This is a genomic window from Streptomyces sp. NPDC056580, from assembly GCF_042793175.1.
GTDB lineage: Bacteria > Actinomycetota > Actinomycetes > Streptomycetales > Streptomycetaceae > Streptomyces.
Genome location: NZ_JBHTVE010000004.1, coordinates 110,268 through 133,007, shown reverse-complemented (window position 1 = coordinate 133,007; position 22,740 = coordinate 110,268). Strand labels below are relative to the sequence as shown.

General features: G+C 71.7%; 22 protein-coding genes and 3 pseudogenes. 11 read left to right on the top strand and 14 right to left on the bottom strand.

Features of this window, described 5'->3' with window-relative positions; all coding sequences use genetic code 11:
* Positions 1 to 85: 85 nt before the first annotated feature.
* From ACFQ9Z_RS09500 to ACFQ9Z_RS09480, 5 genes and pseudogenes are all read right to left on the bottom strand, one after another.
* A pseudogene (locus ACFQ9Z_RS09500) lies at positions 86 to 817 on the bottom strand (lysylphosphatidylglycerol synthase domain-containing protein); the annotation flags it as partial.
* A gap of 296 nt (positions 818 to 1,113) precedes the next feature.
* Positions 1,114 to 2,058, bottom strand: coding sequence for an SAM-dependent methyltransferase (locus ACFQ9Z_RS09495; RefSeq protein WP_383014441.1), 945 nt, complete (start codon positions 2,056 to 2,058; stop codon positions 1,114 to 1,116).
* A gap of 86 nt (positions 2,059 to 2,144) precedes the next feature.
* The gene (locus ACFQ9Z_RS09490) at positions 2,145 to 3,338 is read right to left on the bottom strand and encodes a glycosyltransferase family 4 protein (protein ID WP_383013410.1); all 1,194 of its coding nucleotides are present in this window, start codon (positions 3,336 to 3,338) and stop codon (positions 2,145 to 2,147) included.
* Complete coding sequence (locus tag ACFQ9Z_RS09485) at positions 3,335 to 3,733, bottom strand: 6-pyruvoyl tetrahydropterin synthase family protein (protein ID WP_383013407.1); 399 nt, start codon at positions 3,731 to 3,733, stop codon at positions 3,335 to 3,337. Before ACFQ9Z_RS09485 ends, ACFQ9Z_RS09490 begins: the two co-directional genes overlap by 4 nt.
* 156 nt (positions 3,734 to 3,889) lie before the next feature.
* Complete coding sequence (locus ACFQ9Z_RS09480) at positions 3,890 to 4,885, bottom strand: dehydrogenase (protein WP_383013404.1); 996 nt, start codon at positions 4,883 to 4,885, stop codon at positions 3,890 to 3,892.
* Positions 4,886 to 4,992: 107 nt separating this feature from the next.
* On the opposite strand from ACFQ9Z_RS09480, the gene ACFQ9Z_RS09475 reads away from it, so the two are divergent.
* On the top strand, positions 4,993 to 5,790 hold the full coding sequence (locus ACFQ9Z_RS09475; protein WP_383013401.1) for a CDP-alcohol phosphatidyltransferase family protein: 798 nt from the start codon (positions 4,993 to 4,995) through the stop codon (positions 5,788 to 5,790).
* Between the two features lie 82 nt (positions 5,791 to 5,872).
* On the opposite strand, the gene ACFQ9Z_RS09470 is transcribed toward ACFQ9Z_RS09475, so the two are convergent.
* Together ACFQ9Z_RS09470 and ACFQ9Z_RS09465 are read right to left on the bottom strand one after the other, a co-directional pair.
* Positions 5,873 to 6,556 carry an ABC transporter ATP-binding protein gene (locus tag ACFQ9Z_RS09470; protein WP_383013398.1) on the bottom strand — a complete coding sequence of 228 codons (684 nt, stop codon included), beginning with the start codon at positions 6,554 to 6,556 and terminating at the stop codon, positions 5,873 to 5,875.
* A complete protein-coding gene (locus tag ACFQ9Z_RS09465; protein ID WP_383013395.1) occupies positions 6,553 to 7,644 on the bottom strand; it encodes an ABC transporter permease in 1,092 nt (363 codons plus the stop codon). The genes ACFQ9Z_RS09470 and ACFQ9Z_RS09465 overlap by 4 nt, the downstream gene beginning before the upstream one ends.
* Positions 7,645 to 8,044: 400 nt before the next feature.
* Between ACFQ9Z_RS09465 and ACFQ9Z_RS09460 the strand changes: the two genes are divergently transcribed.
* Positions 8,045 to 9,343: a sensor histidine kinase gene (locus tag ACFQ9Z_RS09460; RefSeq protein ID WP_383013391.1), complete on the top strand. Its 1,299-nt coding sequence runs from the start codon at positions 8,045 to 8,047 to the stop codon at positions 9,341 to 9,343.
* Between the two features lie 284 nt (positions 9,344 to 9,627).
* On the top strand, positions 9,628 to 10,287 hold the full coding sequence (locus ACFQ9Z_RS09455) for a response regulator (RefSeq protein WP_383014438.1): 660 nt from the start codon (positions 9,628 to 9,630) through the stop codon (positions 10,285 to 10,287).
* A 22-nt stretch (positions 10,288 to 10,309) separates the two neighbouring features.
* Here ACFQ9Z_RS09455 and ACFQ9Z_RS09450 read toward each other — a convergent pair whose 3' ends face one another.
* On the bottom strand, positions 10,310 to 11,038 hold the full coding sequence (locus ACFQ9Z_RS09450; protein ID WP_383014435.1) for a YcnI family protein: 729 nt from the start codon (positions 11,036 to 11,038) through the stop codon (positions 10,310 to 10,312).
* A 460-nt stretch (positions 11,039 to 11,498) separates the two neighbouring features.
* Between ACFQ9Z_RS09450 and ACFQ9Z_RS09445 the strand changes: the two genes are divergently transcribed.
* Positions 11,499 to 12,413 carry a YceI family protein gene (locus ACFQ9Z_RS09445; RefSeq protein ID WP_383013388.1) on the top strand — a complete coding sequence of 305 codons (915 nt, stop codon included), beginning with the start codon at positions 11,499 to 11,501 and terminating at the stop codon, positions 12,411 to 12,413.
* 93 nt (positions 12,414 to 12,506) lie between these two features.
* Here the strand turns inward: ACFQ9Z_RS09445 and ACFQ9Z_RS09440 are convergent, their stop codons facing one another.
* Entirely contained in the window at positions 12,507 to 12,791 is a 285-nt protein-coding gene (locus ACFQ9Z_RS09440) for a hypothetical protein (RefSeq protein ID WP_383013385.1), read from the bottom strand.
* A gap of 81 nt (positions 12,792 to 12,872) precedes the next feature.
* Here ACFQ9Z_RS09440 and ACFQ9Z_RS09435 point away from each other — a divergent pair, with 81 nt between their 5' ends.
* Positions 12,873 to 13,049 (top strand): hypothetical protein, encoded by a 177-nt coding sequence (locus ACFQ9Z_RS09435; protein WP_383013382.1) that lies wholly within the window; start codon positions 12,873 to 12,875, stop codon positions 13,047 to 13,049.
* Between the two features lie 110 nt (positions 13,050 to 13,159).
* Here ACFQ9Z_RS09435 and ACFQ9Z_RS09430 read toward each other — a convergent pair whose 3' ends face one another.
* Together ACFQ9Z_RS09430 and ACFQ9Z_RS09425 are read right to left on the bottom strand one after the other, a co-directional pair.
* Entirely contained in the window at positions 13,160 to 13,345 is a 186-nt protein-coding gene (locus ACFQ9Z_RS09430) for a DUF397 domain-containing protein (RefSeq protein WP_383013379.1), read from the bottom strand.
* 19 nt (positions 13,346 to 13,364) lie between these two features.
* Positions 13,365 to 13,718, bottom strand: a pseudogene (locus ACFQ9Z_RS09425) (multiprotein-bridging factor 1 family protein); the annotation flags it as partial.
* A 151-nt stretch (positions 13,719 to 13,869) separates the two neighbouring features.
* Between ACFQ9Z_RS09425 and ACFQ9Z_RS09420 the strand changes: the two are divergent.
* The 3 genes from ACFQ9Z_RS09420 to ACFQ9Z_RS09410 all read left to right on the top strand — a co-directional run bounded on the left by ACFQ9Z_RS09420 (position 13,870) and on the right by ACFQ9Z_RS09410 (position 16,539).
* Positions 13,870 to 14,322, top strand: a complete 453-nt coding sequence (locus tag ACFQ9Z_RS09420) for an ATP-binding protein (RefSeq protein WP_383013376.1) — start codon at positions 13,870 to 13,872, stop codon at positions 14,320 to 14,322.
* Between the two features lie 105 nt (positions 14,323 to 14,427).
* Entirely contained in the window at positions 14,428 to 16,068 is a 1,641-nt protein-coding gene (locus ACFQ9Z_RS09415) for a restriction endonuclease fold toxin-2 domain-containing protein (protein WP_383013373.1), read from the top strand.
* Between the two features lie 15 nt (positions 16,069 to 16,083).
* Positions 16,084 to 16,539 (top strand): hypothetical protein, encoded by a 456-nt coding sequence (locus tag ACFQ9Z_RS09410; RefSeq protein WP_383013370.1) that lies wholly within the window; start codon positions 16,084 to 16,086, stop codon positions 16,537 to 16,539.
* A 29-nt stretch (positions 16,540 to 16,568) separates the two neighbouring features.
* Here the strand turns inward: ACFQ9Z_RS09410 and ACFQ9Z_RS09405 are convergent, their stop codons facing one another.
* A complete protein-coding gene (locus ACFQ9Z_RS09405) occupies positions 16,569 to 16,817 on the bottom strand; it encodes a hypothetical protein (RefSeq protein WP_383013367.1) in 249 nt (82 codons plus the stop codon).
* A gap of 147 nt (positions 16,818 to 16,964) precedes the next feature.
* On the opposite strand from ACFQ9Z_RS09405, the gene ACFQ9Z_RS09400 reads away from it, so the two are divergent.
* Positions 16,965 to 19,070, top strand: coding sequence for an AAA family ATPase (locus tag ACFQ9Z_RS09400; protein ID WP_383013364.1), 2,106 nt, complete (start codon positions 16,965 to 16,967; stop codon positions 19,068 to 19,070).
* Entirely contained in the window at positions 19,063 to 20,304 is a 1,242-nt protein-coding gene (locus tag ACFQ9Z_RS09395) for an McrC family protein (protein ID WP_383013361.1), read from the top strand. The genes ACFQ9Z_RS09400 and ACFQ9Z_RS09395 overlap by 8 nt, the downstream gene beginning before the upstream one ends.
* Before the next feature lie 50 nt (positions 20,305 to 20,354).
* Here ACFQ9Z_RS09395 and ACFQ9Z_RS09390 read toward each other — a convergent pair whose 3' ends face one another.
* Complete coding sequence (locus ACFQ9Z_RS09390) at positions 20,355 to 20,780, bottom strand: tellurium resistance protein (protein ID WP_383014489.1); 426 nt, start codon at positions 20,778 to 20,780, stop codon at positions 20,355 to 20,357.
* On the opposite strand from ACFQ9Z_RS09390, the pseudogene ACFQ9Z_RS09385 reads away from it, so the two are divergent.
* Positions 20,778 to 21,830 (top strand): annotated as a pseudogene (locus ACFQ9Z_RS09385) (McrB family protein); the annotation flags it as partial. The gene ACFQ9Z_RS09390 and the pseudogene ACFQ9Z_RS09385 overlap by 3 nt on opposite strands.
* A gap of 366 nt (positions 21,831 to 22,196) precedes the next feature.
* Here the strand turns inward: ACFQ9Z_RS09385 and ACFQ9Z_RS09380 are convergent.
* A complete protein-coding gene (locus ACFQ9Z_RS09380; protein WP_383013358.1) occupies positions 22,197 to 22,739 on the bottom strand; it encodes a hypothetical protein in 543 nt (180 codons plus the stop codon).
* Position 22,740: the final 1 nt, after the last annotated feature.

Sequence of the window (22,740 nt, the reverse complement as noted above, 5' to 3'; positions counted from 1 at the left end):
ACCAGCGGGCGACGAGCACGGCCGCGCCGGGCAGGCTCGCCACGAAGCTCAGCACCCCGTACACCACGGCCACGGCCACCCCGCTGCTCGCGCCGAGCCCGGCGGCGCCGAACGCCCAGGCGGTGACGCCCTCGCGGGGCCCGAAACCGCCGACGTTCAGCGGCAGCCCCATCGCGACCAGGGCGAGCACCGCGAGCGGCAGCAGCACCGGCACCGACGCGGCCGATCCCGCGATCCGGGCCGCCACGACGAACATCGCGACGTGCCCGGCCAGTACGACGGCGGAGGACAGCGCGACCCCGGGCCCCGCCTCGCGCGACAGCAGGCCCCGGCGTGCCTCGCCGAGCGCGGAGCGCAGGGCGCCGCCGCGGCGCGAGGGCGCGCGGTTCAGCCGGACGGCGAGGGCGACGGCGAACGCGCCCGCCGCGGCGAGCGCCACCAGCGGTGCGAAACCCCGCACCTCCTCCCGGACCGGAGACGGCAGGACCACCAGCACGACCGCGCCGGTCACGGCCAGCGCGACCTGCCCGGCGACCCGTTCGAGCACGACCGCCTTCACTCCGCGCCGGACGTCACCGGCGCTCTGCCCGTGCCGTACCGCCCGGTGCACATCGCCCAGCACCCCGCCGGGAAGCGCGGCGTTGAGGAACAGCGCCCGGTAGTAGTCGGCCACGGCCGGCCCGAGCGGCAGCCGGATGCGCAGCCCGCGGGCCACCAACTGCCAGCGCCACGCGCTGAACACGGTGGTGACCAGGCCGATGCCCAGGGCGAGCAGCAGCGACGCCGAGTCGATCCGCCGCAGCCCGTCGAGCAGCACACCCGTGCCGAGCCGCCACAGCAGCCCGGCGAGGATGGCCGCGCCGGCGACCGTGCCCACGTGGGTGCGGACGGCACGGGAGCCGAGCCGCCGGAACAGGCGGCGGGGGGCGCCGGCGTCCGCGTGGGCGGGCCCGGGGGCGGACGGTTCCGGCGGCGCCGTCACCGGTCCGGCCGAGGGCGCCGTGGCACCGTCCCGGGCGCCGCCGGTCCGCGCGTACGGGACCACCCGCGCCCAACCGGGCGCCGCGATCCCTGCCCGGCGCGGCCGCGCGCCGGTCTCCACTGCCTGTCCGCTCACGACGCCCCGCCCGCCGACCCGGGCAGCGCGAGCAGATCGCTGTGGTGGACCACCGCCCGCAACTCACCGGCCTCGCACGCGGCCAGCCGCTCGCGCAGATAGCGCTCGGCGCGCTCGGACAGCTCGGGCCGCTGCTCCACGGCCGCGCCCACCCAGCCCCGCAGCCACTGGGCGGTCAGCGCGGACTCCCCGGGGCCGAGCAGCCAGGGGCTCGGGTGCACCCGGACGGTGGCGCCCCGCTCGGCGAACGCCTCGCAGGCCACGGTGACCGCGTCCGGCCCGAGCAGCCCGCCGCGCCGCTGGTGGGCGTTGAACGCCTCGGTGATCTCGGCGTCCAGCGGGTCGGACGGGGTGAGTTCGACCCGGCCCGCGACGGACAGGGTGAGCAGGGCGGGGCACCCCGCGCCGGTGCAGGCGGCGGCCAGGGTGCCGACCTCCTCGCGGGTGAGGACGTCCAGCAGCGCGGAGGCGGTCACGAGACCGGCCCCGGTCAGCGCGTCCGGGGTGAGCCGGGCGACGTCGCCGCGCCGCGTCTCGACCGTGACCCGGCCGCCGTCGGCGGAGGCGCGCGGGGAGCCCGCGGCGGCGAAGTGCAGCAGGTAGGCGTCGCGGTCGTGCAGGACCCAGTGCTGGGCGCCGTCCAGCCGGGGCGCGAGCCAGCGGCCCATCGAGCCGGTGCCGCAGCCGAGGTCGTGCACCGTCACCCCGCCCGCCCCGCCGGACCTTTCGGCCAGCCGGACGCGCAGCGGGTCCAGCAGGTCCCGGGCCCGTGCCGCCGCGTCGGCCGGTTCCCGCAGCCGCAGCCATTCGGGCGCGTACCGCGGCGGCTCCTGCGGCTCGCCGTCCCGCAGTCTCACGGTGGCCCGTTCGCCGGGGCCGGTCACGGGCCCGGCACCGGCGATCACGCCGTGCGGGTCGCCGTCGCGCGCACCGGATCCCATCGCCGCCTCCTCACCGTCCGGGACGAACTCGGCTCCGCCGAACCCTGGTTGGGCGGGGATGCCGCCGGTCGCCGTCCGCGTGTCCGTCATGCCGCCCTCCTCGGCGCCTCGGGGAGCCGGCCGAGGACTCCGGCCAGGCTGCGGGCGGTCGTCGCCCAGCCGCCGAGCGCCGCACGGCGGCCGCGGGCCGCGGCCTTCAGCCGGCGGCGCACATCGGGTTCGCCGAACCAGCCGCGCAGTTCGGCGGCGAACGCGGCCGGGTCCTCCGGTGGGACGAGGATGCCCGGGACGCCGCCGTCGCGGGCGCGGCCGACCGCCTCGGACACCCCGCCGACGTCGGTCGCCAGCACCGGGACCCCGCGGGCGAGCGCCTCGGTGACGGCCATGCCGTAGGTCTCCGCGTACGAGGTGAGGACCATCAGGTCGGCCGACGCGTAGGCCGCGTCCAGCTCGGCGCCGGCCCGCGGCCCGGCGAGCAGCAGCCGGTCCTCCAGGCCGCGTTCGCGGATCAGGCCGCGCAGCCGGGCGACGTACTCCGGGTCCTGGGTGAGCCCGCCGACGCACACGCAGCTCCACGGCAGGTCGGTCACCGCGGCCAGCGCCTCCACCAGCCGGTGCTGGCCCTTGCGCGGGGTGACGGCGGCGACGCAGAGCAGCCGGGAGACGCCGTCGGTGCCGGGGGCGAGGGGCGCGATGTCGGCGCCTGGGGCGGCGGCGTGCACCCGCTGCGGGGCGAGGCCGTGGTGGGAGACGATCCGGCGGACGGCCCAGTCGCTGGTGGCGATCACCGCGCCCGCCGCCCGCAGCACCTCCCGCTCGCGGGCGTCCAGGGCGGCGGCCACCGCCGGGTCGAGACCGGTCTCGTCGCCGAGCGGCAGGTGCACCAGCACCGCGAGGCGCAGCCGCTGCGCCTCGGGGACGACGATCTCCGGCACGCCGCAGGCGACCAGGCCGTCGAGCAGGACGACGGTGTCGTCCGGCAGTTCCCGCAGGGTGCGGGCGAGCACGTCGCGGTCGGCACGGGCGGGGCGCGGCCAGCCGCCGGGCACCGGGTGCCGGACGGCCTGCCAGCCGAAGCCCGGCAGGTCCAGGCAGACCCGGCGGTCGTAGGCGTTGCCGCCGCTCGGCGCGGCCGGGTCGTCGACGCCGCCCGGCATGACGAAGTGCACGGTGCGCAGGGACATGGGGATGATTCCGGCGTTCTCGGGGGCGGTGGGCTGCGCGGGCACGTAGGCGAGCCGCGCCTTCTGCGTGGTCTCCACGGTCGTCGTCCCGGTCACAGGGCACGCTCGTAACTCGCCCAGGCGATGTGCGACTCGTGCAGGGTGACGGTGAGGCCCGTGAGGCCCCTGGCCCCTTCGCCGAGGGCGCCCTTGTGGACGCGTTCGGCGAGCCGGTCGGCGACGACCTTGGCCAGGAACTCGGTGGAGGTGTTGATTCCGGCGAACTCCGGCTCGTTGTCGAGGTTGCGGTAGTTCAGCTCGGCGACGACGGCGCCCAGTTCCTGGGTGGCCAGGCCGATGTCGACGACGATGTTGTCCTCGTCCAGCTCCTCACGGCGGAAGGTGGCGTCCACCAGGAACGTGGCGCCGTGCAGACGCTGCGCGGGTCCGAACACCTCGCCGCGGAAGCTGTGGGCGATCATGATGTGATCGCGGACGGTGATGCTGAACAACGGACGACCCTCCAGGTGCGGCGCGTCTGATGCCCCCGGCGGTCACCCGCCGGGGATTGCCGTGTAGTACGGCTCCTGGCTTCCCCGCGTTCAGCCTCCTCTCACTCTTTTCTCAGGTCAGGCCGCTCTTGTCTTTCACGTGCCGGGCCGTTCACGTCATCGCCGGGACGGGCCGTCGCCGGTGTAGTCGATGCGGTGGCACAGGGCCGGGATCTCGCCGGAGGCGAGCCTGGGCATCAGCTCGGGCAGCTCCTCGAAGGCGCTCTCGCCGGTGATGAGGGCGTCCAGGGCCGGATCGGCGAGCAGGTCGAGGGCGAGCGCCAGCCGTTCGGCGTAGCCGCGCCCGGCACGGGCGGCCGGGGAGACGGTGCCGACCTGGCTGCTGCGCACGGTGAGCCGGCGGGAGTGGAAGGCCTCGCCGAGCGGCAGGGCGACGCGCCGGTCGCCGTACCAGCTCAGTTCGACCACCGTGCCCTCGGGGGCGAGGAGTTCCAGGGAACGGGCCAGGCCCTGTTCGGTGGCGCTGGCGTGCACGACGAGGTCGCAGTCGCCGAGGGCGTCGCCGGGCGCGGCGAAGTCCACGCCGAGCGCCGCGGCGGTCCGGGCGCGGGCCGGGTCCGCGTCGACGAGCTGCAGCCGTACGCCGGGGAAACGGGCGAGCAGCGCGGCGACCGAGCAGCCGACCATGCCGCCGCCGACCACCGCGATCCGGTCGCCGATCAGGGGCGCCGCGTCCCACAGGGCGTTCACGGCGGTCTCCACGGTCCCGGCGAGCACGGCCCGCCCGGGAGGCACGCGGTCGGGCACCACGGTCACCGCGTTCACCGGAACGACGTAACGGCTCTGGTGCGGGTACAGACAGAACACCGTACGGCCGATCAGCTCACGCGGGCCCTCCTCGACGACGCCGACGTTCAGGTAGCCGTACTTCACCGGCGCGGGGAAGTCGCCCTCCTGGAACGGCGCCCGCATCACGGCGTGCTGGGACTCCGGCACGCCGCCGCGGAACACCAGCGTCTCCGTGCCGCGGCTCACTCCGGAGTACAGCGTGCGGACCAGGACCTCGCCCTCGGCCGGCTCCGCGAGGGTGACGTCGCGCAGCTCACCGGCTCCCGGGGAGCGCAGCCAGAACGCGCGGGCCGACCGGTTCATCGGCATCCTCCTGAACGATCGGGAAGTTGTTCACGTACCGAGATGTGCACAGGCCGCGCACAGTACGCGGCGTTGATCGACTCTGTCACTCGGCCGGAGGATGTGCGGTGGCCCTGAACAACACGTTTGACGCGAGGCTCCAGCAGGAGACCGCTGTCGGAGCGGGCGTACAGCTCCTGCTGCTCGCCCTGCTCGGTTCGGCGATCGGCATGGGGCCGGCCGGCTGGCTGACGGGGCTGGTCTTCGCGTTCGCCACCTGGGCGGTCCTCTCCCGCGCCCTGCACCGCTCCCGGCTCAGCTCCTTCGGCCCCGCCAACCGGGTCACCCTCGGCCGGGCCACCCTGGTCGGCGGGGTGACCGCGCTGGTCGCGGACTCCTTCGAGAGCGCGCCGCCGGTGACGCTGCTGGTCGGCCTGACCGCAGTGGCGCTGCTGCTGGACGGTGTGGACGGCAAGGTGGCCCGCCGCACCGGCACCTCCTCCACGCTCGGCGCCCGCTTCGACATGGAGGTCGACGCGTTCCTGATCCTGGTGCTGAGCGTGTACGTCTCGACGCGGCTGGGCCCGTGGGTGATGCTGATCGGCGGCATGCGGTACGCGTTCGTCGCGGCGGCCCGTGTCGCCCCCTGGCTGAACGCCCCGCTGCCGCCGTCCTTCGCCCGCAAGACGGTCGCCGCCCTCCAGGGCGTCTGCCTGATGCTGGCCGGCGCGGAGCTGCTGCCGCACCCGGCGAACCTGGCGCTCGTCGTGCTGTCGCTGGGCTCGCTGGTGTGGTCGTTCGGCCGGGACGTGGCGTGGCTGTGGCGCAACTCCTCTACGGGTGACGGGCGTTCCGTCGCCGAGGGTGTGGGTGAGCAGGTGGCCGGCGAACCGCTGGTACGGGAGCTGGAGCTGGCGGCGCGCTGAGAACGCGGGGGCTTCGGGGGCGCCCCGGTGCCGGGGCGCCCATCCGCGGGCGCCGCGCCGCCTCCGCCGTTCCGCGCCGCCGTCAGCCGGTCGGTGCGGGACGGCGCAGGCGTCCGTCGTGGACCTCGGCCACCCGGTCGGCGGCGGTCAGGTGGGCGCGGTCGTGGGTGACCAGGACGGTGGCGGTGGCCCGTTCGCGGGTGAGCCGGGCGATCAGCTCGACGACGGCGGCGCCGCGTTCGTGGTCGAGGGCGCTGGTGGGTTCGTCGACCAGCAGGACGGTGGGGTCGTTCATCAGGGCGCGAGCGATGTTGACGCGCTGGCGCTGGCCGCCGGAGAGCTGGTGGGGCCGCCGGTGCGCCTGGTCCACCAGGCCCACCGCGTCGAGGAGTTCGAGGGCCCGGGCGCGGGCCCGGCCCGCGTCGCGGCCGCCCATCCGGGCCATGACCTGGAGCTGTTCGGCGGCGGTGAGGGAGGGGAGCAGGTTTGGCTGCTGGAAGACGATGCCGATCCGGTGCCGGCGCAGCTCGGCGAGTTCGCCCCGGCTGAGGCCGGCGGTGGGGGTGCCGTCGACGGCGACGGTGCCCGCGTCGGGGGTGATCAGGGTGGCGGCGACGGCCAGCAGGCTGGACTTGCCGGAACCGGAGGGGCCGACGACAGCGGTGAGACTGCCTTCGGGGACCTGGAGCGTGACTCGGTCCAGGGCGGTCAGCCGGGTCTCGCCGTCGGCGTAGGTGAGGGTGATGTCGGTCAACTCGAGGCTCATCGGGCGCTCCCCAGGGCGGTCAGCGGGTCGACGGAGGTGATGCGGCGGATCGACAGGCCGGCGCCGAGGGTGCCGAGCAGGACCATCACCGCGGCGGGTGCGAGCACCGTGCCGGGGCTGAGCAGGAACGGCACGTCCGAGCCGGCCACGAGGGCACCGACGGCGGCGGCGAGGCCGGTCCCGGCCAGGGTGCCGCCGACGAGCAGGACGACGGCCTGGCCGAGGGCGTCCCCGAGCAGGCTCGCGGTGGAGGCGCCGAGCGCTTTGAGCACGGCGACGTCGCCGCTGCGCTGGATGGTCCACACGGTGAAGAAGGCGCCGATGACCAGCGCCGAGATGGCGAACAGGAAACCGCGCATGAGCTGCAGGGAGCCGTTCTCCGAGGTGTAGGAGCCGATGGCGGGCAACGAGTCCGAGGTGGCGACCGTCCTGGTGCCCGCCCGCCGGTCGGTGGCGGTGACGTCGGCCCCGGAGGTGGTGCGCAGGGCGATGACGGTGGCGGTGGGGCCGCCGGCCGGGCCCGTGGCCGGCGGCGCGGTCCGCCGCCAGGTGTCGAGGCTGGTCCAGATCACCGGGGTGTGGCTGAAGAAGGCGTCGCCCCGGACGGCGGCGACGGTGAGCCGGTGCCCGGCCAGGGTGAGCGTTCCGCCGCGGGCGAGCCCCAGCTCGCGTGCGGCCGTTGTGGACAGCACCGCCGACCGGTCGTCGATCCGTCGGCCGTCCGGGGCGAGCGAGGAGCCGGGCTCCACGCCGAACGCGGAGACCGCGGCGCTGCGGTTCCCGGCGGTGGCCCTGGTCGTGGTGATGCCCAGCGGTTCCGCACGCTCGACGCCGGGCGCCTCGGCCCACTGCCGCCACTGGCGTGCGGTGACGGTCGAGTCGGAGTAGGACAGGCCCTGTCCGCCGGTGGGCGCCTGGAAGGCGATCCGGTCCGCGGGCAGCCCGGTGATCGCGGAGACGTTCTGCCGGCCGAGCCCGGCCGTCAGCCCGGACAGCAGCCCGACCAGCAGGGTGATCAGCACGATGACGGTCCCCATCAGGGCGAACCGCCCCTTGGCGAACCTCAGGTCTCTCCAGGCTACGAACACGGGGTGGCCTGTCCTTTCGGTGGGCGTCGACATGGGGCGTTGCCGACGTCGCTGGTGTACGCATCGGTGGGTGCCGATGTCGGTGGGTGCCGACGGCGGTGGTGTCGGCGTCGGTGGGTGTCCACGTCGGTGGTTCCGACGTCGGTGGTTCCGACGTCGGTGGTTCCGACGTCGGTGGTTCCGACGTCGGTGATCAACGGGTGACGGGTGGGGCCGACAGTGTCTGAGGGCCGACGACGGGGAGCCGAGGTCGGTCGATCGGCAGGTCCCCACCGTCGCCCACGGCGGCCCGGCCGGGCATCTGGCAGGGGACCGCATTCACCGGCCGGAAAGACGGCGTCCGGGTTGTAACTTTCGACGGAGGCCCCGCGGGGGTCCGCCTCCGTAGCCTGGAGGCACTGTGAACGTCTCTCCCCCCACCCCTCCACCTGCCGCCGTCTGGGCCCTGACCCCGACCAGCCGGGTCCTGGCCTGGTGTCTGCACCTGCTGATCGCCGGCCTGCTCGCGCTGGCCGCCGGGCGGGCGCTGGCCGACGGCGGGCCGCACCCCGGGGCGACCGCGGCCGCCGCCGTGGCCTGCGGCCTGGTGTACGCGGCCGGCCCGCTGCTCCCCCGTGTACGCGGGTCACGCGGGGCGGCGACGGTGTGGCTGGCCTGCCTCGGCGCCGTCTGGCTGGTGCTGCTGGCCCTGTCCGCCGACGGAGTCTGGCTGGCCTTCCCCCTGTACTTCCTCCAGCTCCACCTGCTGCCGCGCCGGACTGCCCTGGCGGCGGTCGTGGCCACCGCGCTCGCCGCGATCACCGCCTTCGCCGCCCACCAGCACGCCTTCAGCCTCGCCATGGTGATCGGCCCCGCACTGGGCGCCGCCGTGGCCGTGGCGGTGGTGTGGGGGTACCAGGCCCTGTACCGGGAGAGCGAGCGGCGCCGCCGGCTGATCGAGGAACTGACCGCCACCCGCGCCGACCTGGCCAGGGCCCAGCACACCGCCGGGGTGCTCGCCGAACGCGAACGCCTGGCCCGCGAGATCCACGACACCCTCGCCCAGGGCCTGACCAGCATCCAGCTCCTGCTGCGCGCCGCCGAGCGCGCCCTGCCCGCCAGGCCCGAGGCCGCCGCCCGCCATGTGGACCAGGCTCGTCAGGCGGCCGTGGACAACCTCGCCGAGGCCCGCCGCTTCGTCGCCGCCCTCACCCCGCCGGCCCTGGAGGGCACCACACTGGCCGGCGCCCTGGAACGCCTGTGCGCCACGACCTCCGCCCGCCACCCCCTCACCGCCCGCTTCCACCTCACCGGCACCCCGGCCGCCCTGCCCACCGCGCACGAGGTGGCCCTCCTGCGGGTCACCCAGTCCGCGCTGGCCAACACCGTCCGCCACGCCGACGCCACCACAGCGGACGTCACTCTCGTCCACCGCGACGACCATGTCGCCGTGGACGTCACCGACGACGGCGCGGGATTCGACCCCGCCCTGCCGCCACCCCCGGACCCGGACGACGGCGGCTTCGGCCTCGCCGCGATGCGCGCCCGCATGGACGCCCTGGGCGGCACCCTCACGATCCGCTCCTCCCCCGGCCGCGGCACATCCCTCTCCGCCCGGCTCCCCCTGACTCCGCCCGCACGGGCGCCCGAGACCCCGCGCGCGTCCGAAACCCCCAGCGCGCACGCACCCGAAGCCGGCGACCCCGAGGCCCACTCATGACCGACAACCCCAGCGCAGCCACACCGGGCAACCCGGACCCGGATGTGCCCGGCAACTCCAGCCCGGCCGTGCCCGGCCGCCTCGGCCCGGCCAAGCCCGGCGGGCTCGGCCCGGCAACGCCCGACACCGCAAGCCCGGCCACCACCGCCAACCTCGGGCCCGCCGTGCCCCGAGACCCCGGCCAGGCCATGCCCGGCGCACCCAGCCCAGCCGCACCCGACAGCCCCGACCCGGCCGTCCCCGGCACACCCGGTGCAGCCGTGCCCGACAACCCGAGCCCGGCCATGCCCGGCAGCGCCGACCCCGCCACAACCGGCACCCCCATCCGCCTGCTGCTGGCCGACGACCACCCGGTGGTACGGGCGGGACTCCGCGCCGTGCTGGAGACCGAGCCCGGCATCGTCGTGATGACCGAGGCAGCGACCGCCGAGGAGGCGGTCGCCCGCGCCGCCGAGGGCGACATCGACGTCGTCCTGATGGACCTGCAGTTCGGCAGGGGCATGGGCGGGGCCGAGGCCACGGCCCGCATCACCGCCCGCCCCGGCGCCCCGCGGGTCCTGATCGTCACCACCTACGACTCCGACGCGGACACGCTGCCCGCCATCGAGGCCGGCGCCACCGGCTACCTCCTCAAGGACGCCCACCCCGAGGAGCTGGCGGCGGCGGTACGCACGGCCGCCACCGGACGGACCGCGCTGGCCCCGGCCGTCGCGGACCGCCTGATGAACCGCCTGCGCACCCCCGCCGTCGCCCTGACCCGGCGCGAGACGGAGGTCCTGACCCTGGTGGCGCAGGGCCTTTCCAACCAGGCGATCGGCCGACGGCTGCACCTCACCGAAGGCACCGTCAAGTCCCACCTGGCCCGCACCTACACCAAACTCGGCGTCGACTCCCGCACGGCCGCCGTGGCCACAGCGACGGACCTGGGCCTGATCCGCCGCTGACCGAAGGCGGATACGCGCCCGGCTACGCGCCCGCCCTCGGGGACCGCCCCCGCAGGACGGCGAAGACGGCCGCTGCCAGCCCCAGCACCCCTACGACGAGTCCCCCGACACCGAGCACACGCGCGGTACCGTCGCTCCCGTCGGCCGCCGCCGTCCGCACGGTGCCGGTGTCCGCGCCCTTCGCCGCCGCGGGGGCCGGAGCTTCTTCTCCGCCTTCCGTCAGCTTGAGCGTGGGCGCCGGATTCTCCGCCTCCTCACCACCACTGGGCGCCTCGATCCACCGGGCGACCTTGCCGTCGGAGTAGGTCTGCAGCGTCTTGAAGGTCAACTGCCCGGTGTTGTCCGGCAGTTCCCCGAAGGCGACGTCGAAGTCCTCGTACTCCCCCGCCCCGATCTTCCCGCCGGTCCAGGTGATCTGGGAGACGGCCTCGGTGACGGTCCCGTCATCGGTCTTCACCGGCGCCCTCAGCTTGGTGGTGGTCACCTTCGGCTTCCACCCGTCCTGCGGGTGAACGAGAACTCCGAGGACAGGATGGTCGGTCGGCAGGAAGACCTGCACCTTGCTGGTGAAGGCGGCGTCCTCCTCGTTGGGCACCCGGAAGGTCAGCACGCCGTCCGTGGCCCCCTTGGCGTAAGTCTCCGGGTGGACGGTGACATGCGCGGAGGCGACACCGGCCGCGGCGAGAACAGCGAGCCCGCTGAGGGCGACGACGGCTCCGGCCCGGCGCAGGACGAAGCGGTTCGCGGACATGGCAGACATGACTGGGTGAATCTCCGTAGCGCTCACGGTGAGCGATCCTTCCACGCCGGGAGGTACGTACGGCATCGAAATCCGGTTGAGCCGGCGGACGGCCGGCGACACGGCCGCCGGAGACCCGACGGGCGTGTGGGCCTCGTGAGGGAACGGCGAACCGCACGTGAACACTGTCCCGTTCCGGGTGGTGTTCACCACAGCACCGATGCAAAGCGAAAGAAGCCGGCAGCGACCGTACGGCCCGTGATCACGGCGTTTTACCGGAGATCCGGCACACCAGACGACCATTCCGTGCACCGACCTCGGCGGCGAACGACCTCACGCCGTCTGCCTATGATCGTTGAACAGTTGACTTCGTCGCGCCTGCAACCAGCCACAGGTGCGTCTCGGCGACCGCGGGACGCCGGCTCAGGCACGGGCCCTGCGGTCGTGACACGTGCGAGGAAAGGTGAACAGCATGGCCCTCGGACTGCTCCGGCGTCGGCGTTCCCGCGACGCTTCCGATGCCGCGCCGGGCATGCCGGTGCCCCTGCCGGCCGGTGCGGGCGCGTACGGCTGCGAGGTCGTCGATCCCATGGGGCAGCCGATGCCCGGTGCCGAGATCACGGTGACCGCGCTGGACAGCCACCGCGTGGTCGCGCGTGGCACCACGGACCCGTACGGCCTGTTCATGGCGGCACTGCCGCCCGGCGCGTACAGCGTGATGACTTCGGCGGAAGGCCTCACCCCGGCCCGCAGCAACGTCGACATAGCCGCCGGCGCCGTGCTCCCCCCGGCTCGCGTCGCGCTCCTGCCGGCCCGCCAGCTCGACCTTCCCCCGGCCGGGACCTGGTTGTTCGACCCGCCGCACACCGCGATCCGGTTCATCGCCAAGCACGTCGGGATGGCCCACGTCCACGGCCGCTTCACCCGCTTCACCGGCGGCATCCGCGTCACCCCGGACGTGACCGACTCCCAGGTCTCGGTACGCATCGACGCCTCCAGCATCGCCACGGGCAACAGGACCCGCGACAACCACCTGCGTTCCGCCGACTTCCTCGACGTCGAGCGCTACCCGTACATCGACTTCACCAGCAACCGCTTCGTCTACCGCGGCGGCTCCCGCTGGACCCTGAACGGCACCCTCACCATGCACGGCACCAGCCGCTCCGTGGGCCTGGACACGACCTACCTCGGCACGGTGAACGGCGGCTACGAACAGGAACTCCGCTGCGCGGCCCTGGCGAAGGCGGAGTTGCACCGCGAGGACTTCACCCTCAACTGGCGCTCCATGCTGGCCCGCGGCATCGCGGTGGTCGGCCCGACCGTACAACTGGAACTGGACGTCCAGGCGATGTACCGGACAGCGGAGACGCCTACGCCGCCGGAGTAGGCGGGGGGCGGAGCGGTCGACGCCACACGGACGACGACTTCTCACCACCCGTGGCCCTGACCTGCGTCACGACCGGTGGACAAGGCTCGGGATTCAGCCTCGCATCAACACCCCCGGCGTCACCTGGGCCAGCAGAGGCGGCTCCGTTCCCCCCTCGTATGCGAAGTGCAGTTCGCGCCGGGCCCGGGTGGCCAGGACGTAGTACGTCATGCGCAGCGCGGACGACGTGGGGTCGGTGGCGGCGTCGGTGTGCGTGTCAGGAATGACGACGGTGTCGAATCCCAGCCCCTTCGCACTCGCACGGTGGACCAGGACGATGCCCGGGCGGGCGAGATCCAGGGTGCGATAGCGGCCATTGACGGCTTGGGACGTGTACAACTGCGGCTTCAGCCGAGGGGCTCTCTTCTCCAGACTGCTGAGCAGAGAGAACTGGCAAGACGATGGGTGGACGCGGCCGCGGTGGTGAAGGACAAGGCGCTCGAGACAGGATCAAAGAGCGTCGATGCCGCCAGAAGCCTCAGCAACGAGACCCTCGACCGTGCTAACTCAGTCAAGGCAAACTCTCCAGCGAGATCGCCGAGCGAGTGCGCCGTCGGCGCGGAGGCGAGGAGGAGCGCGGCGAGGAAGGCTGAGTGAGCGCTGATCGTCAGCCAGGGGCACAGCCGGACTACACCCTCAACTGCGACAAGCCGGTTCACGCGTCACGGTGGCATGCGCCTACGGGCTACCACCGTGGCGCGTCGCCTTCAGCACCCCGCGAGGAAGTCCAGGAAGCGCGACCAGCCGTCCCGACTCACGGCGAAGGGGGTGCACATCGCATCCTTGGAGTCACGTACGTGGACGCCCTGTTCGGTGACGGCCACTTCCACGCAGTCATCACCCTGTGCGCTGCTGTAGCTGGACTTGAACCAGTTGAGTTCGGAAATGTTCATAAAGCTCCTCTGATCCGCACCAGCAGGCCAGGCTCACCGCCCGCCGTTCCAGCCGAGCCCACCGCCGAAACCAAGCCGCCAGCCCCGCCTCCCCCCGAGTCAGGAACCTGGCCGAGTGCCGCAACGCCCCCGTGTTACCCAGCGCCTCCTCAGCCCGCTCCACGAACGACGCGTCCGGCATCCGCCGTCCTAACTCCACCGACTCCACCGTGTGCTTCGAGAAGCGAACCATCTCCCCGAACTCCACCCTGCTCAGCCCCACGTGCTCGCGCAACGCCTGGACCACCGCCCCGAACGTGCGCAGACTGTCCGACGGGTCCGGCTCCCGCTCGTCCTCCACGCCGGCCGCCGAGTCGAGGTTGTCGGTCGTCATGTGAGGCCCACCTCCAGGTGCACACGCGTCAGTTCCCCCTGATCGACAACACCCAGAGTGGCCAGACCCGATTCGTACCGTCCACCGAACGTGTCCGTACGCTGACTCAACGTACGGGCCTCGCTCCTGGCGCACGCCGTCCCATGTCCCCATGAACGTGAGCACGCCCCACTCCCCCACCACAGCCCGGACGTTCGCGCAGCAACTGTCGTCCACCCGCCGCGGCGCACGGCTCGCCCGCCTGCTCGCTGCCGCGGAGTTCCAGACCTGGCAGATCCCCCCATCCGTGGCCGAGCGCGCGGAGCAGATCGTCGCCGAACTGGCCGCCAACGCGGCACTGCACGGCCGCGTCCAAGGCCGCGACTTCCGCATGACACTCCATCTCAACCCGACGGCCGGCCTACTGCGGATCGCCGTGACGGACGCGCGAGGTGACCGCCTCCCCTCCCCCACCGCAGACCCCACCGCACCCCCGGACGCGGAGTCGGGTCGTGGCCTGCTCATGGTGACCGCTCTGGCCGACCGCTGGGGCACGGCGCCGTGTCCGCCCGGTGCCAAGACTGTCTGGGCGGAACTGACCACGGTCCCCGGGGCCCCGGACTGAAGTAGGGCCCCTCCGTGGTGCCGCTGAGCCCTGCGAATATCTGTGCGGTAGAAAAGACGTTCAACTGGCCTGTGTCGCGGGGCCATTAGACGTGAGGAGATTCGTGTGGGGCTGCCACCGGACCTGAAGGTCATCGCCGAGGGCATGATCAAGGCGTCCATGGGCATGGTGGGCACAGTCATGGTCGGCACCCGTGACACCGCCATCGCGCTCTTTCACGAGCTGGACCGTCAGCACGGCATGGCGGGGGACGACGACGCGGGGCGGGCTTTCGCGAAGGTGTACAAGTCGGCGGCGGCCACCACGCTCGACAAAATGGGCTTCAGCGCCTACGTGATGGGTGAGACCGGCAAGGGGCTGATGCGGAACGTCCGCGAGTTCATGGCACGCGAGAGCCACATCGCCTCGGCCATCCTGGAGAAGCAGGTCGACCTGACAGCAGGCATGGGCGATCCCGGTGCGGACTGCACGGAGAGCTTCCTGGGCCTCGGGCAGGAACTTCCGGAGGTCGTCGGCGACACCGCCTGGTACGACCAGTACGCGCCCGCCGGTATGAGCGACCGCTTCCGTGGTTCGCCGGAGAAGCTGCGTGACGTGGCCGGCTCCTGGCGGGCGGGCGGCAAGATGATGCTGCGCTTCATGCACGATGCGCAGGCCTACGCCCACACCGCGGACAAGGCGCACTCCGGGGAGGCCGCGGACGCGTTCCGCCGCTACTTCGCCGGCTTCGTCGGTTTCGCCGAACCCCCGGACCAGGCCCAGCAGGACGAGACCCTGGTGGCCAACCTCGTGGCCGCCTGCACACAGCTCGCCAAGGCCTGCGACCAGTACGCCGACCACGTCGAGGCGGCCAAGCGGAAGATCATCCAGGACCGGACGGACCCGTTCCATGTCGACATGCCCTGGGACCAGCCGATGTTCGGCGGCAACGGCGACGACGGCGGACTGCTGGACGCCGTACTCGGCGACGTGTGGATCCACCGCCTCGGCAACGTCGCCCACGCCCTCGACGAGTCCGAGCGCCGGGTCAAACTCCCCCAGGGCTCGTACGACCCACCCGGGCTGCCGTTCCCCCCTCTCCTGCCGGTGCCGGTGCCGGGCGGTGTGCCGCTACCGGTCTCCCTCGCCTCGTTCCGCGGACAGGTACCCGGACTCGTGCCGATGGCGAGCAGGGTGGATCCGTCCATACCCGCACAGGACCCCATCGCCCCGGAGCCCGGCACCACCCGTCTGCTCACACCTGCCGAGCAGCAACGCTTCCGGACCTGGCTCAACTCGCTCAACACGGGCGGCTTCGCCGGAGGCGGTGGAGCCGCGAACCCGAACAACGCCTACCAGCTGCGCGTGGCGGGATACCCGGAGCGTGAGGTTCCCCTCGCAGGACGTCAGCGTGGTCTCATGGTGGACGGCATACGTCCGGTCGACGGGTACCTGGTCGAGGCCAAGCACGTGCACGACCCGAACTGCAAGAAGCGCAGCTTTCGCAGCATCGAGCGGGTCAATGAGACCCTGGCCAAGCCGGTGAAGGTGGACGACAAGGGGAGACTCAGGTTCGACCCGCTGATCGACGGGATGTACGGCGGTGACGAGCGGGAGCTGCGGCGGTACAAGAGCGCGATGGCCAATCCCGCCAACTCGGAGATCCGTGGACTTGAGATCGTGACCAACGGCAAGGACAGCGCCGTCTACTGGGAATCGATGATCGCCATGAACGGTGTCAGCGGTTCCGCGCGGTACGTACCCTGAGAGCGAAGGACTTCTGTGACAACCGAGTACAACCAGCGGTCGAACTTCGTCTTCGCTCCGCCCGCGGACAACCCAGCGGCCTGGCAGGCGAGCCTGGAAACCTTCCGTGATGCGCTGGAACGGGATTTCCCGGGCGCCTTCCTGGAGGCGAACACCTCCGGCCTGCGCGACTTCCCGGTCCTGGACTTCGAGATCGAGGTAGCCCCGGACGTCCACCTCACCGGTACGTCAGCGATGCCGACCGTCGACTACGCCTACATCAGCGTCATCGAGGCGACGCCCGACGAAGCGGCCGCCTTCGCCGTGTGGCTCCGGGACTCATACGTCCCCTCACCTGCCAGCGTGCGTTTCATGAGCAGCTTCGTGATGGAGAACGGCGACGAGATGCCGTGGCGTCTGCCGGCGACGGGAGACACCACGGACATCGCTGCCCTGATGCGCGAGCACCTGGCGGCCGCCGGAGCCGAGTGACCCGCGGCCCCCGCGGCGGGTGTGGCGCCTCAGCCGGTCACCGGCTCCCAGCGGTAGCTCTCGGCCGCCTCCTCGTACGGCGACAGGAACGGCTCCAGTTCCGTACGCAGCAACTCGGCGTCACCCGGCGGCAGAGTCAGTGAAGCCCGCCGCATGCGCACGCTCCACGTCGCCGGGTCGGGGAACACCGACAGGCGCGGTACGAGGTCACGCAGCACGAGCCCTTCGCGGAACCGGGTCAGGCCCCAGCCGGCATCCTTCCGTGAAGCTGCGCTCACCGAAGACGACCGGCTCCTCCAGGACCCGAACCGGACTGGCGACCGAGGCCCGGCCCACGACACGGCCGAGGTCGCGCGTCGGGTTCCGGAAGCATCCGCGTACCGACATCGGGTGGCGAGTTCTCGGCCTTCCGGCATCATGGCGGCATGGCAGATGGGGTGGATGTGCGTACGGCGGCAAAGCAGTTCGACCGGGCAGCTGTCGCGAAGGTGGAATCGGCCGCTGAGGAGGAGCGCAGGCGGGTGCTGTCCCAGTTCCCGCTGGAGGAATGGAAGACGCTGCCGCTCGAGCGCTACGCCCTCGGGCAGTCCTCGCCCAGCGGGTCGGAACCGACGTACTGCCGGCTGCTCGAGTTCCTCACTCCGAACCTCGGCAGCATCAAGGGCGGCAGCGCCGCGAAGCACATCATGTACCGCCATAACTCGGGCGAGTGGCGCCTGGCAGCTTCTTTGCGTGGCATGGACCCTCAGGACGCCTGGAGGGAATTGCGGGCACAGTTCGTACAGGCTTTCGATGCTGTAGGGGCGGGCGATTTCGAGGCGCTGGACGACCTCGGCGCGCTGCGCTTTGGTCCGGCCTTGGTGACGAAGTCGCTGGCGACCTACTTCCCTGAGCACTTTCTGCCCATCAATGCAGGTGAGCACCTACGCCGATTCATCGTCCGGTTGGGCGGTTCCGCCCTGGGTGACGCACCGGCCTGGCAAAGCAATCGGCGTCTGTTGGAACTCGTCCGGTCACGCGAGGAGTTCGAGGGCTGGACGGGACAGGAGGTGATGCACTTCCTTTACGAACGGTTCGACCCCAGACCGCACCAGCGCACCATTTGGAAGATCGCACCGGGCGAGCGGGGCAGGCTGTGGAACGAGTGCCGGGAAGGCGGGTTCATCTGCGTCGGTTGGGATGAGCTCGGGGACCTCGCCCTTTACCAGAGCGACACGGATCTGAAGCAGGCGCTGGACACACACTGGCCCGGCAAGCGTGGGGGCAGTTTGACCCTCGCCCGTCGGCTGCTGGCCTTCCGTGATCTGGAAGAGGGCGACCGTATCGTGGCCAACAGAGGAGTGGACGAAGTCTTGGCCACGGGCACGGTCAGCGGCAGTTACCGCTTCGAGGACTCGGGACGCAAAGAGTTCCAGCACGTCGTTCCCGTCAACTGGGACGTCTCCCACGCGCAAAGGCTGCCCGAGCCTCAGCAGTGGCGTTCCACCTTCGCCAAAGTCGATCCCGCTCTGTTCGCGAGGATAATCGGCCACCGGCCTGACTCGATGTCGAACAGGAACCCCGCGGAGTCAGCCGCTTCCGTGGCCCTCCCCGAGGACGTGCAGACAGTCCTGGACGCCCTCAAGCGCAAAGGACAGGTCATCCTGCACGGGCCGCCCGGCACCGGCAAGACACGGCTCGCCCTCGGCGCCGCCCTCGCTCTGGCCGGCCACGGCGACGTACTCGACGGCTCGCAACCGGAGCGACGTACGCAGGCGCAGGCCGAGGTGCTGAGCGGCGACCGGATCAGGCTGGTCACGTTCCACCCGTCGTACGGGTACGAGGACTTCGTTGAGGGCTTCAAACCGGACCTTGACGCCAAGGGCTCCGGGCTCACCCTCGGCCTCACGGACGGCTTGTTCCACACGCTCTGCAGCCGAGCCGCCGGCAATCCCGACCAGGACTTCCTCCTGATCATCGACGAGATCAACCGCGGCGACCTGCCGAGGATCTTCGGTGAACTGATCACTCTCCTCGAACTCGACAAGCGGAACCTGCCCGTCGACCTGCCGGTCAGCAAGCGCAGCTTCTCCGTGCCGCCGAACGTCCGCATCATCGGCACGATGAACACGGCGGACCGGAGCATCAGCCACCTGGACGCCGCGGTGCGCCGCCGCTTCGCCTTCCTGCCCGTGGGTCCCGACCCGGACGCCGTGTCGGGAACCGTCGGCCCGCTCGACCTGGCGGCCTTCTTCGAGTCCCTCAACGGCCGTATCGCTCACCACCTCGACTCCGATCACCAGATAGGGCACGCCTACCTGATGCGCGACGGGGAGCCGATCGCCACCGAGGAGGATCTGGCCGCCGCCTTTCACCACGAGGTGGTGCCGCTCCTGGAGGACTACTGCCTCGGCCGCGCCGACCTGCTGCACCGCATCCTCGGCGGCCTGGTCGACCAGGACACCGGACGGCCCGTGCTCATGTCCCCCCAGGACCTCGCCGACGCGCTGGCCACCGAATTCACGAGCGACACGACGGGCCCTGATGCCTGACCGCCGCCCCGAGGTCCGGCTCGGCGAGTACGAGTCAGCCGAGCTGGGTCCAGACCAGCTCACCGCTCACGACCTCGATCGGCTGTATGCCCTGCAGGCACGCGGCTGTCTGACCCTGACAACGGCCCGCGCGGGGTGGCGGCTCAAGGCCGAGGCCACAGTCGGCGTACTGACCTTGGACCGCGTGCGGCTGGTCATCAGACCGAAGTTCGCGATCCCGGGCGAGCAGCTCATGGCCTGGCTCGCCTACGCGCTCCACACCGCTGTCCCGGCGGCGGCCAGGCGCTGGTCCACCTCCCCTGACGGCTATGCCGACCTCGTGGCCGCCGCGCTGCTGGAGGAGTGCGAGATGCTTCTGCGGGAGGGGCTACGTAGGGACTACGTCCCTCGTCAGAGCCTTGAACCGGTGCTGCGCGGGCGCCTGGACGTCGCCGCGCAGGTCACCCGCCGCTTCGGGCAACTGGATCAATTGCATGTCCGTACCTTCGACAGAGAGGCGGACATATGGGACAATCGCACCCTGGGAACGGCATTGAAGGCCGCGCTCAGTCTGACGACCGACTCCAGACTCGCCCGCGGTTTGCATGACGCGGCCGACGCGTTCCCGCGTCCCGGCACGCCGGCCGCCGCATTGCGCGCACTCGAACGCACTCAGTACACGCGCCTCAACGCCCGCTACCGGCCCGCCCACACGTGGGCCCGCCTGCTGTTGCGCGGCGGAGGCGTGACCGACCTGCTAACCGACGACGGCACCACGGCAGGCGGCCTCCTACTGGCCATGCCCGCGCTCTGGGAAGCCGTCGTCCGGCGGCTCGCCACCGAGGCAGCAGTGCCGCGCGGAGGCCGCCCGGTCCCCAGTAACGGAGGGACCGGCATCACCGTCCGCGGCGACCTCGGCAGCACCTCGACGTTCCGCCCCGACCTTCTGCTCAGCCTGCCCGCCCCCGGCACGGACCAGCACGCCCTGCTGCCCATCGACGCCAAGTACAAGCGCTACGACCGCCACGGCGTGAGCGCGGGCGACATTCACCAGCTCCTGACCTACAGCGCGGGCTACACCCCCGCCGACGCGCCGAGCGCGGTCATCGTCCATCCCCAGCCGGGCGAGTTCGTCCGCCGCACCCTACGGATCGGGAGCCCTCAACGCGGCCTGGGCGTGATCCACGTGCTCGGCATCGACACACACGCCCCACCGGAGCAGGCGAGCGCGTGGATACGCGCCGCGCTGCCGTGAGGTGGCTGCTGCGGCCGCTCGGCCAGAACCCACGTCGGGCCGGCACCGGCTCACAACGGCGGCTTGCTGCCCGGGACCCACTCGATCCCGAAGCCGTATGCCTGGTCGATCAGCTGCTGGTTCGACAGCCACGGTTGCGCGGTGAACCAGCGGACCTCGCGTCGGAGTTCGAGTGTGTCCTGCCCCGGGGTCAGCAGCGCGATGGCACACGCCGTGGCACCGGCCGGGGAGTCGTCGAGGTGGATGCGCCAGATGCCGCTCGGTGCGCTCACGGTGACGACACCTCCGAGCTTGCGGAAGTCGGCCGCGCCCTCGTAGATGTACACGTAGACAAGGAGTTTCTTGAACTTGCGGCGCTTTTCGAGGCTGATCCGGAGGGTCTCCCCGTCGGAGGTCTCGCCCGTCCGGTCGTCCTCGTCGATGCTGACGTAGGGCCAGGCGTCCAGGCTCCCCCACTCCTGACCGAGAGGCTGCACCGCCCCTGGCTGGTTCGCGGTTCGAACGTGAGCGGGCTCGACCTCGTACAGCGGATGTGGCTACCCGAGGGACGCGTCACTCTCGCTGCCTCGCGGCTGCGCCAAGGTGTGGAGCAGGGCATCAGCAAGGATCAGCTGCGCATTCTGATCCAGGAGGACTACGAATCCACCGCCACGTACAGCCAGAAGCAGCAACTGGCGGAAGAGGTCCACGCGTTCCTGTCCCGGATGAAGCCCGGTGACACAGTCTGCACCATCTCCGGTGGCCGACTGTACTTCGGCGAGATCACCGGTGGGGCAGAGCAGAACGAGCCCGATGGCCGGCGTTCCAATCTGCAGCGACCGGTGGAATGGCAGCCGTACGGCTAGCCGTACGACGAACTGCCGGAGGAACTGCAGCAGAAGCTCTCGGTCCAGCACGACGTGGTCGACCTGTCCTCCGTCCATGCCCTGGTGGACGGGCTCGGCATCAGTGACCAGGAACTGGCCGAGGAAGTCGAGGCCATGGACCGCGACCCCACCGAGGAGATACAGGTGGTGGCCGCCCGCCGCGAGCTCGAACTGCCCGAGCCGACGGACGAGCTGGCCACCGAGCTCCTCGTGCACGACGCGGACTGGCTGCGTGAGGACCGTGATCTGCTCTGGGACGAACGGCAGCCGGTGTTCTACGGGCCGCCCGGCACCGGCAAGACCTATCTCGCCCTGAAGCTCGCCGAGTTCCTCGGCGGCGGTCCCGAGCAGGTCAAGCTGGTGCAGTTCCATCCCTCATACGCCTACCAGGACTTCTTCGAGGGATTCCGGCCCCAGGAGGACCCGCAGACCCGGGAGGTCGCCTTCCGGCTCACCGCCGGGCCACTGCGCGAGCTGGCCGACCTCGCCTCTCGTGAGGGCAACCGGCATATCCCGCACTTCCTGATCATTGACGAGATCAATCGGGCCAACCTGGCGAAGGTCTTCGGGGAGCTGTACTTCCTGCTGGAGTACCGGAACAAGTCGGTCCGGCTTACCTACTCGGGCGACGGCTTCGCCCTGCCTCCGAATCTGGGGGTCCGACCGCGAGCAGCAGAGTGCCGATACCGCAGGCTGGGTCGAAGACGGTGGCGCCGGGTGTCACGTTGCCCGCGAAGTGCCGGACGGCCCGGACGATGCGCGGGGAGGTGGCCTGGTCCGATCCAGCCCGACGGACGGAGTCGGTGAAACGTTCCGCTCGGGCGTTCACCACCTCGCCGGCGTTCCCACCATCGGCCAGGGCCCGCGCCAGGCGCACTGTCTCCGCCGGTAGCGCGTAACAAAGTCGTTGACAGAGTCAACGACATAACTCAGCGGAAAGCCAGATCTACGAGATGTGACGGGCGGCTGCGCATCGATGCCACGGTCCTGCGGCCCAGGAAACACCGCTCCACCCAGCCGCCATGGTCAGCCTTCGGAAGGCTCGCACGGTCGCTGTCCCTTCAGTGAAGCCGTGTAGCCCAGAATCAGGTCCTTCATCGCCGGCTCGTCCGGGCGACCGGGCTCCAGCACCTTGATCAGGGTGCTGATGTCCTCCTCGGCGTGCGCACCGCGGCACTTGATCAGCGACACGGCGGCGCTCTCGGCATACGCGATGGAACCGTCCTGCGCGGACTTCTCCGGCTGCATCATGAGCCGGCTTCGCAGGATGTGCCGCGCCGAGTCGCCGGGGTCGATGCGTTCGCCGCTCACCTGCAGCACCGTGGCTTCGTCGACTTCGACACCGCATACCGCTGAACCGTCGTCGAGACTTCCGGTGTGCTCCACAGTGAGCCGTTCGCCGGAGGCAGGCAGGAGTTGAGAGAGCGCATCGGTCGGAACGGTCACTCCGCAGAGGGCCTTCGGCACGATGAACCGGTGGTCCGGCTCCTGTGCAGTACATCCCACGACCGTGACCGCGGCGACGCAGAGCAGCAACATGCCACGCGCGACGCACCAGGAGGACTTCAAC